We start from the raw sequence: 12,344 nt of genomic DNA, 5'->3' as shown, positions 1-12,344 counted from the left end.
GGGTCGCGTTCCTGAGCTACCAGGAGGCCCTGCCTCCATGCACCTGCCGCCGGAAGTTCACTCGACCAAGACCCCGTTCGCCCCACACGTTCCACGATCGGTCGAGACGGCTTCTGACAACCACCCAGGGGGTTGGAAATGGCTGTTCCATGGGAGCTTTTGATATCCACCGCGGGTGCTGTCACCGCCACCATCGTGGGCGTCGTTGCAGGAGGGGTCGCTGGGCGGCACAGCGAGAATCGAAAGTGGCTTCAGGAGACACAGACCTCCGCCTACGAGAGGTTCCTGCAGGCTTTCGGCGCGGTCGAGATGGAGCTGCGTGAGGCGTTCCTCGAACGGCGCAGACCCGCAGTCGCATGGGGGCCGTTCAATGCCGCGATCCAGTCGCTGAGCTTGGTGGCGAATCCCGAGGCGGCCGCAGCAGCTCTGCAGCTCTGCGATGTCATCGAGGATTTCAGCATTCTCTTCCACGATCGTCAGCCAGCGGATCTTGAGGAGCTCCGACCGATCCACGCCGCCTTGGACCAGGGGCACTTGAAGTTCGTCAATGCGGCCCGACGCTCACTCCATCCCTCGCAGGAACGTCTCGACCAGACACTCGGCGGCCCGTCGCCCTGGCGTGGCGTCGCCTTCGTGGACCAAGGCGACGGCGCCGGCGAGGCTGAATAGCCGAATGAGTCTCTTCACCGGTGCTGCCCCAGGGTGAGGGCGGCCGTGCTCACCGCCGGAAGATCACTCAACCAGGACCCCTGTTCGACCTGCACGTTCCAAGATCGGTTGAGAGACGGCTTCTCACATCAAAGACAGTGACACCAGACCCCGGAACAAGCCCCGACCAGCACCAACAGACCACAGCCCCCTGTCTGCCACACCACCGTCCCAAACCCGAGAGATCGCAATCGTGCCCGTCTTCCTGGAGCCGAACGATGTGAACTGGCACGCCCATGGCAGCAGGCCGCCCTCCTGATCGGCACCGGACAGCAGCAACTTCGTCACCTCGTGACAGCCATGATCACTACAACCACCAGGCCTGAGCAGGAAATCAGTCATCCCGCCCCGGCTGACACCCATCCAGTGCCTCCACCGCACCCATTCACACTGCGCGGTGCTTGGCGAATGTGAGCAGGCGGCCATCCACGCGTTGCGCTGTCTGGCTACAGGGGCAGCCCCGATGCCCAGCGTGGGGCTGGAGTCCGGGCAGACCGTAGTCGGGCGGCAGCCATCCCTTCTTCCTCCCGTCGATGGTCTTCTGGGTGGGGGCGGCGGGTACGGGCACCCGTACAGGGCCACGCGCAGCCCAGCAGGCTGTCCGTCAGGCGGTCAGTGCCGTGAGTTCGGCGTTTGCCCGTCCGGTGACCAGGGCGAGGACACGGCCGGCAGCGGCAAGGTCCTCGGCGGGTATCCCGCCCCAGATCCGGGCGGTTACGGGGGCGGTGTCAGCGCCAACCTCGGCGAGCAGTTCGCGCCCGGCGTCCGTGGGGTGAAGGTACGCGCCGTCTGCGGTGAGCAGCTGCCGTGCCAGCAGCTCGTCGATAGTGGCGTGGATGTCGGCGGGGTCCGTCGTGAGGGAGCCGTGGATCTGGGTGATGAGGTCATGTGGTGTCTGCGGGGCGTCGGCGGTGACGGCGGCGGGCAGGGCGCTGTACTGGGTGAAGGTGAGGCCGTGCCGGGCCAGGATGTGTTCCAGGACGCCGCGGGCGGCGTAGTGGGCCAGGCCGAGAAGGCGCACGTCGGCGACGGGTGCGGTGCTGGTCATTGGGGGCCCTTTCGGTTCTGTTCGTTTGGTACGGGTGGAACCAGATGTGTGTCGCAGGGGCAGCTCGCAGAACTGGCCTTGTGCACGGGCGCTGGGGGAAGCGCGGGGGCAGTGCAGGCTGCCATCCGGCCCAGTTCGGTGCAGGCGAAGTACCTGCTGCCGACTTTTGTGCTGCGGCGTCAGCACGTGCCGATCGGCGGCAGCGACGGCTGGGCGGTCGGGTTCCGGTCTGGAGGCTCCGTCGCCTGTCAGGCGGCGGGGGCAGGGGTGTAGTCGGGGAGGCGGACCGGCTCCGTGCGGGTGTTCTCAGGGGCGTTCGCGGCCAGCATGTCCAGCACCTCCTGGGTAGGGGCCGGCAGGAAGAACCGTTCGGCGCCCTCGTGGCCCAGCGCCTGGTGCTCGGCGAGGTAGGGGCGCAGCTGCTCCTCATAGGCGGCGAAGGCGGCCGTGTGGTCACCGCCGCGGGTGGCGAGTTCGCCGGCGAGGAGGTAGGCGCCGATCAGCGCCTGGGAGGTGCCGCGGCCGGAGGTGGGGCTGGCGCAGTAGCCCGCGTCGCCGAGGAGGACCACGCGTCCGGCGGACCAGCTGTCCATGACGACCTGGGCGTTGGCGTCGAAGAAGAACTCCCCGGCGGCGTCCATCTCCTTCAGCAGGCGCGGCACCTCCCAGCCCTCGCCGGCGAACCGCTCGGTGATGATCCGCTTGTGGGAGGCGGGGTCGCGGCGGTCGTACTCCAGGTGGTCGACGGCGAAGTGGAAGGCCGCGCGGGCCTCGGTGTTGCCGCGGTCCGTGAAGATGTTGGCGGCCTTGCCCGGGGCGGCGTAGAGGCGGCCGGTGTTCTGAAGGCCGAGGTAGTTGTCCAGGCTGAAGATCGCCGTGTAGATGCCGAGGTGGCGGACGTACTGCTTCTCGGGGCCGAAGGCCAGGGCGCGGGTGCGGGAGTGCAGGCCGTCTGCGCCGACGACCGGGTCGAAGCGGCGGGGCGCGCCGTGTTCGAAGGTGACCAGGTGACGGCGTGCATGCCGGACGCCGCGGAGCGGGCGGAGGCCGCGGGCAGGCTTGACGCGGCGGGCTCCCTGACGCCGGAGCAGAGCCTGCTGCGCGTACTCCTCGATGACGACCGGTCGGCCTTAGAACAGGCCCTCCTCGCCTGGCTGGAGGAGTACAGCCGACGGGTCGGGGACGATCCCGCGCCCAGGACCCACCTGCCCCTGCAAACCCTTGCTGTGGCCGCCCTCGCCGTCCAGGTGCACGGCTGGGAGCTCGGCGTGCGCTCCCGCTGTCTGCCCCCGCCGCTGCTGGGCGTTCCGGACGCGCGGCCGGACAGCGGCCCGGCCCTCAGACACCCGGTGGGCGTCCGTGGCCGGGGGGCCTCGCCGTCGTCGGTGGAAGGTCAGCAGAGGGGGCGGCGGGGGACGCCCGGCAGGTAGGTTGACCACTCGAGGGCCGTCAGGTCGCGTCCGGCGCGTCGGCAGACGCGTTCGGCCAGGCGGGCCGGGGTCAGGTCCACGGACCGGGCGCGGGTGCCGGCGGCGGCCCATAGGGTGTCACCGTCGAAGGCCAGGGCCTCGACGCCCCGGCCGGGCAGCAGGAGGGGGTCTCCCAGGGCATAGTGCCTGTCGGTGTCCCAGAGCTGGACGCTGTCGCCGTCGACCACCGCGGCCAGCAGCCGGCCGGCCGGGGAGAAGGTGAACTCGCCGAGGTCCTGGCCGCCCCTCCCGCCGCCGCGCGAGACGCTGCTGGACATCGTCGCGATCCGTTGCGTGACCTGCCCGTTCCACAGTTCGACCAGCCCGGTCTCCCGGAAGGCCGCCACCAGGCGTCCGTCCGAGGAGTAGGCCACGTTCCGAACACCGCCGCTTAAAGTGGCCTCCTTCCTCTCGGTGCCGGTCTTGAGGTCCAGCAGCGTGCCGTCGGTGGTCAGGAAGTAGCGGCCGTCCGGGCTGAAGGCGCCACGGGCCTGCGTCCCTGAGACGGAGCGGACCTCCTTGCGCGTGCGGACGTCGAGGATCTTCAGAGTGTCCCCTTCTCCGGTGGGGACGCCCCCTTCCCGTTGGAGGGCAGCGATGTGGGCCCCGTCAGGGGCCAGGTCCACCCAGGCCGGTCCGCTGCCCTCCGCGGCCGCCCAGTGCAGTACGTCGCGGCCGGTGCCGACCTCCCGCAGGGTGATGCCGTACCGGTCGTCCGCCCCGCCCTGGGTGAACGCAATCAGCCGGCCGTCGTCGCTGATGTCACCGAGTGCGGTGCGGGGCAGGTCCTGGGCGACCCACAGGTTCTGGTGGAACGCCGGTACCACGTCCTTGCCGGTGCGCGTGTCGACCACCCTGCCCTGGAAGCGGTCCGAACGGCCGCTGAGGTCCGGGGAGAACCTCTCGGTGACCAGGGCCGTGCGTCCCCCGCCGGAGACCGCCCTGGTCGTCACGTAGGTCCGGACGGGGGGTCCCGGGGCCAGCGCCCCGGACACGTCGAGACGGTGGACGGTGTCGCCGGTCCACTGCAGGAGGCTCTCGGTCTCTTCGTCCAGGGCCAGGTCCCAGACCGGGATGCGAGCGCTCGTGAGGTTGTTGAGACCGGCCGCGGGAACCCGTGCGACGGGCAGGCTTCCCCCGTCCGCGCTCCAGACCTCGGTCCCGTTGGTGGTGTTCGTGGACACGAGGTAGTTCCCCCGGGAGCTGAACCGCGGTTCGGGGCCCAGCCCGGCGGCCTCACCCACGACGCGCCGGGCCGCCAGGTCGTACACGACAACGTCGCAGGAGTTCCCGGAGGTGGACAAGCTGATCGCGCCGAGCCGGCCGCCGTCCGGACTGAACAGGAATTTCCTGTGGCAGGTGGGCTCCTGGGAGCCGGGAGGGCGGGGCACCAGGACGCCCGGCCCTCCGTCGACGGGCCGCACGGTGACCCCAGCCGTCGAGCAGGAGACGATGTGGCGACCGTCCGGCGCGACGGACGCGTCTTCGGGAACGCTCGTGATCGTGCTGCCCCCCGGTGAGACGAGTTCCGTGCCGCCCGTGGGCGAGCCGAGGACCAGTTCACCCCGGTTGGTCACGCCGGACACCTGGCGTCCGTTCAAGGGCAGCGGCGGGGCCAGCGCCTTGCCGTCGCGGGTCGAGACGACCTGCAGCGTCCCGCCGTCGGGAGCCGTGGCCACGACGACGGAGCCGTCCTCGCTCAGGTGTGATGACCCCAGGAGACCCGTCTTGGTGCCGGGCGGCAGGAGCGTACGCGCGCGGCCCCTGTCCGCGCCGGTCAGGACGACCGCGCGCAAGCCCTCGGGAGACAACTGGAACGCCTCCCGTCCGGTGCCCGACAGCATGCGCTCACTGTTCTCGCCGTAGGTGAACGCGGGTGTGGTCGTCGCCTGGATCTCGCGCTGGGAGGCGGCGGCGATGAGGGCTGCCCGGGATTCGGGCACCTCCGCCACCCGCCAGGACGCCAGTCCCAGCAGCATCGCCGCGACCGGGTCGGTGCCGCGCAGGGTCTCGGCGGACTGGGCGGTCGTCCGCGCCGTGGCCTCGGCCCGTCTGCGGTCGATCTCGCGGGACTGGAGCCATGCCGCCCCGCCGGCCAGCAGCGCCAGCACGGTGACGACGGACAGCCCCGCCCGGAACCGCCGATGGCGGCGCACGGTACGGCGGGCGAGGGCAGACGCCGCGTTCGCGCAGGCGGATTCCAAGGGGTTGGGACGCAGGTGGAGCGGTGCCGTGGGCAACCAGGCCGCGCACCTCTCCCATGCGCTGCCGTGCGGCAGGTCCTCGCTCCGGCGGCCGTTGCCCTCCCAGGCCAGTGCCGTGGTGGTGAGCCAGAGGCGGACGGTCGTTCCGGCGCGGTCCGTCTCGATCCAGCCGCGCAGGCGGGGCCAGGCGGGGATGAGTGCGGGGGCAGGGCGGATCCCGCCGTCGGGAAGCACGAGCAGCGCCCCGCCCGTGGTAAGGGCGGCGACGGCAGCGGTCATGGCGTGCCGTTCCGTGTCCGGCCGGCCGGCGAGGAGTTCGGCCGGGGACGCGGAGCGCACCGTGTCCTCAGAGCCGTCCGGCAACGGGCCGGGCACGATCAGGCGGAGCATGAGTTCGTGGGCGAGGGGCCGTACCCGTTCGGGCAGTACAGCCCAGGTCTCCTCGGCCCGCTCGCTCAGAGCGGGGACCCGGTCGCCGGCGTCGGATGCCGCGGGGCCGGCGCGGCGTGCGCCGACCTGCATCAGGGCGATCCGGGGGTCGACGGCAGGGCTTTCGGGAGGGCTTCCGGCGGGTCCCGCCCCGGTCCGGGGTCCGGACGCGGGCGCGTCGGCCGGGTCGCCCAGCAGGGACAGCAGGATCTCCGTGGCGGCCGGGCGGAGGTCGGGATCCTGCGACAGGGCGCGGTCCACCAGGGCGCGCAAGGAGGGCGGCACGGTGGACAGGTCGGGGCGGTGGCGTACGGTCCGGTAGGCGGTCTCGACCATGGTTTCGCCACGGAACGGTTCCTCGCCCGAAGCCGCGTAGAGAACGGTGGCGCCCCAGGCGAAGACGTCGGCGGCCGGTCCGGCCCGCTTCCCCGACAGCACCTCGGGCGCCATGTAGCCGAGCGTTCCCATGATCACGCCGCTGGCAGTCTGCGACATGTCGAGGGACCGGGCGATGCCGAAGTCGATGATGCGTGGACCGTCCGGGCCGAGCAACACGTTCCCCGGCTTGAGGTCCCGGTGCACGACCCCTGCCCGATGGATCGCCGCCAGGCCGGTGGCGATCCCGATCGCCAGCCGGACCACCTCGTCCGCCGCCAGCCGCCCGCCGTCGCGGACGCGGACGCCGAGCGAGGGGCCCGGCACGTATTCCCCTACGAGGTAAGGCTCGTCGGATCCGGATGACACCTCCAGCACCCGGGCGGTGCAGAAACCGGCCACGCGCTGTGCGGCCTGCGCCTCGCGGCGGAACAGCCGGCGGACGGCCTCGTCGGCGGAACGGCGCAGTAGTTTGACCGCCACCCGGTTCCCGGCCCGGTCGTACGCCTCGTACACGACCCCCTGGGCCCCCTCGCCGAGCCGTGAGGCCGGCCAGTACGCGCCGATCCGCTCCGGATCGTCCGGTAACAACGGACTCCCCACCGCTTCCCCCCCTTGGTCCGCCCCATGGGGGCGGTTTGTCGCGCCATGATCGGTGACCGGGGTCGGAAGGTCAACGGGGCGGCGTGCGGGCCGTCCCCGCACGGCCGGGGCCCGTCGGCGGAGGGTTCTCGGGGGGGGCTCGTTACCGGCGTGGGGGGGTGCGGAGCGGTCGGACGGGCCGACCATGGCGCGCTATATGGATGCCGACCAGCGCCCACCGTGTCCTGACGGCTAGCCACGCGGGTGGTCAGGCGACGGGTCAGCGGCCATCCCCAACCCGCGCGCGCTTGCGTTCGGGTCCGGGACGCGGGGGCGCGGGCGGTGGGGGCTGGCGTCGGTGACGTCGATCTCGATACCGCCCTGCGCCCAGCCCAGGTCCAGGGTGCAGGACCCGCAGGTGTGGCGCAGTGCGTTGGCCACCAGTTCGCTGACGACCACCAGCGCCGCGTCCTGCACGGCCTGCGGCACCAGATGCCCGCAGGCCAGGACGTCGTCAAGGTAGTGGCGCAGTTCCTCGCGGGCGCGGGCCGCCGCTCCGCTGCCTTCGCACGGGCAGTGCCGTTTGGCAGGGTCTGCCATCATCCCCTCCTGGAGCCGGCCGCCGAGAGATCGCGGAGGACAGCGACGACCGGCTGCTGCTGGCCGACCCGGACAGCGGGCTGCTGCCGATCCGCTCGGACGCGCCCGGCGAACCGCGCCTCGGCTGGGGGGTGCTGGGCATTTCCCTGCCGGTCCGCTTCCCGCAGTGCCTGCGGCTGGCGGACGCGCACCCGTTCGCGGTCCAGCCGGGCCAGGCCCTGATGCCGGAGACCTGCGGGGTCGCGCTGCGCGTGGGCGGGGCGGGTTCGCCCTGTGGCGCCCCGCCGACCGGCACGTCTTCCGGCTCGGCTCCCCGGCGGGCTGGCTCGGTGGCACGGGCCGCTGGAGCCGGGAGGGCCGTCTGCACCTCCCGTACGCGACCCCCGAAGTGCCGTGCGGGATGCTGGGGATGAGCCTCCCGGTCTCCCCTCCCCCGCCGGGCCGGCTGACCCCGCCGACGCCTCCGGCCGCCCGGCCGGTCCCGCTCCAGCAGGCCCCGCTGCGCTGAGCCCGGCCCGCGGCCGTCCTACCGTACGACCGCCACCCCCACCAGCGACTTGAACTGGCCTCCCGAAGCGACCACCTTCTGGGCGCCCGTCACCGGGTCGACGCGGAACAGGAAGCGGTCGGTGCCCCCGGGGTCGCTGTCGGTGACCAACAGGCTGCCGTCCGCCTCGATCGCGATCGAGCCGGGGGCGACGAAGCCGCCGCCGGAGGACACCGTGGTCTGGGCGCCCGTCGCCGGGTCCACCTTGATCACCCCGCCTCCGAAGCCGGGGAACGCGTTGGCGTCGGCGATCAGGATGTGGCCTGCCGCGTCCACCACCACGCCGCAGGGGCTGCGGAGTTCGCCGCCCGAGGTGACCGTCGTGCGGGCGCCACTGACGCGGTCGACGCGGACCAGCCGGGACGAGAGGTCCTCGCCGCCGATCATGTTCTGCTCGACCACGAGGATGGAGCCGTCCGGGGCCACGCACAGCCCCGCCGCCCGCACCGCCGGATCGCCGGTCCCGTCGCCCTGCGACAGGACGGTCTGCTCGCCGGTCGTGCGGTTGACACGGATCACGGCGCCGAAACCGCCCGTGGCGACGTCCGCGACGAGGATGTTCCCGTCCGCCTCGACGGCCACGTCGATCGGGGCGGTGAACTTCCCGCCGGACGTGACCTCGGACTGCGCCCCGGTCCGCCCGTCGAGGCGGAGCAGGATGCCGGTCCCGGGAAAGCTCCGGTCCTTGCTCACCACGATGTTGCCGTCCGACTCGATGGCGATGCCGGTCGCCCCCTGGAGTTCGCCGCCGAGGGCGAACTGCCCCACCTCGCCGGTCACCGGGTCGACGCGGAACACCATTCCGGCACAGCCCAGGGCCTGGGAGTCGGCGAGCAGGATCGTACCGGCGGGGAGGTGTTGATGAACGGTCATGGCTGACTGCTCCTCTGAGGGGGGGGAGGGGACGGCCCCACCACTCAACCGCAGCCCCTCCGCCGCCTGTCGCCCCGCCACCCGCCACGCCGACCGCGCCCGCGACGATCCGCCCGTTCGGCCTCCGGCCAGCCGTCGTAGCGGCGGACCTGTAGTCGTCCGGGCCGCATTCCCGCTTCGCGCTCCGTCTCGACCGCAGCGCCGGCATCCCTACCGCCAAGATTCTGGAACCGGGGGCGGTTCGGGAACTGCTGCGGACCCTACGCTATTCCAACATCATCTCCGGTCTCTTCTACGACGGTGTCGTTCTCTGTGAGTCCGAGGGGGACTGCCAGTTCTACGCGGCAAGTTTCGACGTCACCAAGGAGCCCTCGAAGCCCGAGAACATCCACTTCCTCCATACCAACGGCAAGCCGCGTCTGGCTCGCACGGCCAACAGCCTGTGACAGTGCGGAACCCCCACCGCCGTCATGGCCGACCTCGACCTCCTCAACAACAGCGCCGCCGTCCGCTCGGCCGTCAACGCCCTGAACGGCTCATGGGAGGACGTCGCCGCCGACGTCAAAACACTGAACGAACACGCCAACGGGATGCGTACTGCCGTCACGGTCGCCGAGTTCCGCAAGGCGACGAACGAGGCTCTCGGACGGGCCCGTGACAGTGACCCGGTGCCAGCCGAAACGGCACGCAGGCTCGGCGAACTCGCAAAGGCCGCAACCAAATGGAAGCACCTCAAGAAGGCCGGTCACCGGCACCTGTCCCACCTGCCAGCAAACCGTCCCCCGGCAGACCTACGACACCAGCTAACAAAGCACTACTAGGGCGTGTCCGGCGGAGCTGTTGACGACGACCCGCGCGCCGCCCGCGGCCCGCAGCGGGTAGAGCTCGCAGGCGAGGGTGAGTGCCCGAAGTGGTTGGCGGCGAGGTGGCCTTCCCAGGCGGGGCCGACGCGCCGCTCCGGGGTCGGGCCGCAGCCGCGCTGGGGCCGAGCCCGGCGGCTCGACCTGCTGATGGCCGTCGCCGAGGTCATGGCCACCGCCCGATGGCGAATCAGATGTGCAAGGACCCGATCCGGTCGGGTACGTCGTAGACGTCGGCCCGGCCGGAGTCGATGTCGCGGGTGAGGTGTACCAGCGCCTAATCGGGGGCATGGCGTGGACCGCTCAACCTGCGGCCTGCATATAGGCCGCCACCAGGCCCGCTCCGAACAGCGCGTTGCGGGCCGGGAAGAGGGCGGAGGCGGAAGACAGCATCAAGGCGGCGGCGCGCCAGTCGTTGTCGACGACGGCACCGATCGAGGAGGTCTTCTGGCGGGCGGTGGCGGACTGCGCCCACGACTACCAGGACTCCGTCCCCGCCCTGGTGGACCGCTTCGCCCGCTACGGCCTCTTCGCACCCGAGTTCCAGCTCTACTGCCTGAACCGCCTCCAGCTGCGCAGCAACAAGCAGACGGTCGACCTGACCGACCCGTCCACGGCCCTCCAGCTGATCGACGGCGCTGACGGCCTCGCGCCGGCGCGGATGCGACTTCGACACGGTCCCTCGAAGCCACACCCGCCCTGTCCGGCCCCTCGCGCCAGCCTTCACCGTCGCGGCGTCGTGGTCGGGTCAGTTGATGGATTCGCCGTCGTGACTGCCGCCCGCGCAGATCCACCGGCCGGACCCGGGGTCGTACTGCACCGTTCCATGGGCGTGTCGGCAGCCCGGCTCGTCGATACCGGGTGCGGCAGCCTGCACGGCGGGCGCCACGGCACCGAGAGCGGCCAGGATCGCGGCGGCTATGAAAGTGAGAAGTCGTGTACGCATGGGAGTTCCTCTGGAAACGAGCGACACCAACACGTCATGACCAGCTTCACCCAGGACAGTGTCATGCGCACCCTGGCGTGTGGCCCCCCTGTATGTGAGGGCGCAGACCTGCTCCAGAGGCGCCGTCCGCGAACAGACGCCAGGCTGGTGTTATGGCGAACATGCCCGAGGTAACCGTAGGGCCGCCTGATGACCTTGGCTGGCGCAAAGTCTCGCTCAACGGCAAGTGCACGGGCAAGGCGCGGTCTCCCGGGGAACTCCGAAGAATTCTGCAACGTGCCGGGCTGCAACCCGGGCACCCTGTCCACTGGCTCGGCGGAGACAGCCTCGTCTGGCCGGATAAAACGGCACAGCGGCGAATAGTGGGCAGCCTCATGTCCATCGGCTTCCTGTTGACCGCTGGACTGCTCCTCAGGGTCGGCTGGATGGACAGCCAGCGCGCCCTGACCTTCGGCGAGCGACTCGCCGGATATTCCGTACTGGCTGCAGGGCTGGTGGAGCTGATCGCCGCATTGGCCACCCTCGATTACTGGCACCAACGGAAGCTAACCTATTCAGGGCCCCTCGTTCTGGTGGGAGTCGGGATCGTCTTCCTCTGCAGCTCCTCGCTCCTTCTCCTGCAGATCGGCGACCGCTTTACCGTCTGCACCGTGGTCGGGATCTGCTTCCTCATAGGATCCATCTTGGCCGGGATTGAACTCATCAAGTCCCGGGCATGGAAGGGACTCCGCAATCCCCGGCGAATAGCGATCGGCGCGATCGTCCCTACCCTGATCGCCGGTATCAACCTGGCGTATACGCAGCTCTATGTACCCACCGTAACAGCTCCGCTGATCATGAGTGGCGCCGAATTCAGGGAGGCAAGCCTGGACAGCGCCAGGTCGGTACTGCGCGTGACGGTCCATGCTTACGTGAAGAATAACGGCAGCATTCCTGTCTACATTCTGGGCAGTATCTACTGGGTCCATGGTGGGCCCGCGAACGACATCGCGCAGGTCAGAAATCCCAGTGATAAATTCAAATTGATCTACGACGGCGAATTCGTCACACCGGCGGGCCGCGAACTGGATCCGGGGGAAGAAATATCACAGGACTCGGTGGTCGACATCAAGAATCCCGATAAACTCGATTACGAGACGCTCAGGGCCCAGACCGAGGTGTACGCGATCAGGAGAGACAGGATGACACTGCCTCTCGAGTACGGGCAATCCCGAAGCTCCGTCGAGGTGCTCAAGAGGGAAGGCAAATGGAGCCCCGGGGAACCCAAGAATGCAAAGTACAGAGATGAGTCCAAAATCTCGAACAGCAGCGAGATCCTCAACATCACCCGAGGCCCGCAGTACATACGCGCGTGGAGGCTGTACTTCGGCAACTGGTCGCGCATAGACGTGGCCATATCGCCGCCGGGCAGCAGAATCACCCTCGACTCTCATGACCGCCACTACAGGCAGCGCCTCATCGACCGGTACGGCCTCTCGATGGCACGTGGCTCCATGGACCAGACACCCTTCAAGATGCTCCTGGAAAAGGCCCGCTCCGCCGAGGGGCACCCGAGCCAGGAGCAGTCAGGGCAGTGACTGCTCCGTCAGGCCGGTGAGCGGTGTTCCTCCCGACCGGGACCAACGGAAGCGAGGGGAGTGAAGCCCGGCATGTCGCAGGGCTGCGCCGGGCCGAGCCGGTGGCGGGGTATCAGGAGCTTCGGC

At 70.3% G+C, this 12,344-nt stretch carries 10 protein-coding genes and 3 pseudogenes; 6 read left to right on the top strand and 7 right to left on the bottom strand.

All coding sequences use genetic code 11. From position 1 onward, the window contains the following. The first annotated feature begins 138 nt into the window (after positions 1-138). Positions 139-669: a hypothetical protein gene (locus tag ACZ5D2_RS10270; protein ID WP_351036266.1), complete on the top strand. Its 531-nt coding sequence runs from the start codon at positions 139-141 to the stop codon at positions 667-669. A gap of 643 nt (positions 670-1,312) precedes the next feature. Here ACZ5D2_RS10270 and ACZ5D2_RS10265 read toward each other — a convergent pair. Both ACZ5D2_RS10265 and ACZ5D2_RS10260 read right to left on the bottom strand, forming a co-directional pair. Continuing rightward, positions 1,313-1,756, bottom strand: coding sequence for a MarR family winged helix-turn-helix transcriptional regulator (locus tag ACZ5D2_RS10265; protein ID WP_468928527.1), 444 nt, complete (start codon positions 1,754-1,756; stop codon positions 1,313-1,315). Positions 1,757-2,004: 248 nt separating this feature from the next. After that, a complete protein-coding gene (locus ACZ5D2_RS10260) occupies positions 2,005-2,682 on the bottom strand; it encodes an FAD-dependent monooxygenase (RefSeq protein ID WP_468928580.1) in 678 nt (225 codons plus the stop codon). Between ACZ5D2_RS10260 and ACZ5D2_RS10255 the strand changes: the two genes are divergently transcribed. Continuing rightward, positions 2,647-3,186 carry an Imm49 family immunity protein gene (locus ACZ5D2_RS10255; protein WP_468928525.1) on the top strand — a complete coding sequence of 180 codons (540 nt, stop codon included), beginning with the start codon at positions 2,647-2,649 and terminating at the stop codon, positions 3,184-3,186. The genes ACZ5D2_RS10260 and ACZ5D2_RS10255 overlap by 36 nt on opposite strands. On the opposite strand, the gene ACZ5D2_RS10250 is transcribed toward ACZ5D2_RS10255, so the two are convergent. Continuing rightward, positions 3,150-6,824: a protein kinase domain-containing protein gene (locus ACZ5D2_RS10250; RefSeq protein WP_468928523.1), complete on the bottom strand. Its 3,675-nt coding sequence runs from the start codon at positions 6,822-6,824 to the stop codon at positions 3,150-3,152. The two genes, ACZ5D2_RS10255 and ACZ5D2_RS10250, sit on opposite strands and share 37 nt — an antisense overlap. 243 nt (positions 6,825-7,067) lie before the next feature. After that, positions 7,068-7,415: an ATP-binding protein gene (locus tag ACZ5D2_RS10245; protein WP_468928521.1), complete on the bottom strand. Its 348-nt coding sequence runs from the start codon at positions 7,413-7,415 to the stop codon at positions 7,068-7,070. Positions 7,416-7,441: 26 nt separating this feature from the next. Between ACZ5D2_RS10245 and ACZ5D2_RS10240 the strand changes: the two are divergent. Next, positions 7,442-7,923, top strand: a pseudogene (locus tag ACZ5D2_RS10240) (hypothetical protein); the annotation flags it as partial. A gap of 18 nt (positions 7,924-7,941) precedes the next feature. Here the strand turns inward: ACZ5D2_RS10240 and ACZ5D2_RS10235 are convergent. Then, positions 7,942-8,835 (bottom strand): Vgb family protein, encoded by an 894-nt coding sequence (locus ACZ5D2_RS10235; RefSeq protein WP_468928519.1) that lies wholly within the window; start codon positions 8,833-8,835, stop codon positions 7,942-7,944. A gap of 470 nt (positions 8,836-9,305) precedes the next feature. Here ACZ5D2_RS10235 and ACZ5D2_RS10230 point away from each other — a divergent pair, with 470 nt between their 5' ends. After that, positions 9,306-9,656, top strand: a complete 351-nt coding sequence (locus ACZ5D2_RS10230) for a hypothetical protein (RefSeq protein ID WP_468928517.1) — start codon at positions 9,306-9,308, stop codon at positions 9,654-9,656. Here the strand turns inward: ACZ5D2_RS10230 and ACZ5D2_RS10225 are convergent. Next, positions 9,654-9,811: pseudogene (locus ACZ5D2_RS10225) on the bottom strand (oxidoreductase); the annotation flags it as partial. The gene ACZ5D2_RS10230 and the pseudogene ACZ5D2_RS10225 overlap by 3 nt on opposite strands. A 239-nt stretch (positions 9,812-10,050) precedes the next feature. On the opposite strand from ACZ5D2_RS10225, the pseudogene ACZ5D2_RS10220 reads away from it, so the two are divergent. Beyond that, positions 10,051-10,275: pseudogene (locus ACZ5D2_RS10220) on the top strand (IucA/IucC family C-terminal-domain containing protein); the annotation flags it as partial. 168 nt (positions 10,276-10,443) lie between these two features. Here ACZ5D2_RS10220 and ACZ5D2_RS10215 read toward each other — a convergent pair. Further along, complete coding sequence (locus tag ACZ5D2_RS10215) at positions 10,444-10,641, bottom strand: hypothetical protein (protein WP_371681433.1); 198 nt, start codon at positions 10,639-10,641, stop codon at positions 10,444-10,446. A gap of 152 nt (positions 10,642-10,793) precedes the next feature. Between ACZ5D2_RS10215 and ACZ5D2_RS10210 the strand changes: the two genes are divergently transcribed. After that, positions 10,794-12,218 (top strand): hypothetical protein, encoded by a 1,425-nt coding sequence (locus ACZ5D2_RS10210; protein ID WP_468928515.1) that lies wholly within the window; start codon positions 10,794-10,796, stop codon positions 12,216-12,218. Positions 12,219-12,344: the final 126 nt, after the last annotated feature.

This window comes from Streptomyces sp. NPDC031479, from assembly GCF_055581065.1.
The sequence above is the reverse complement of the archived record's forward strand: the minus strand, read 5'-3'. Positions and strand labels throughout refer to the sequence as shown.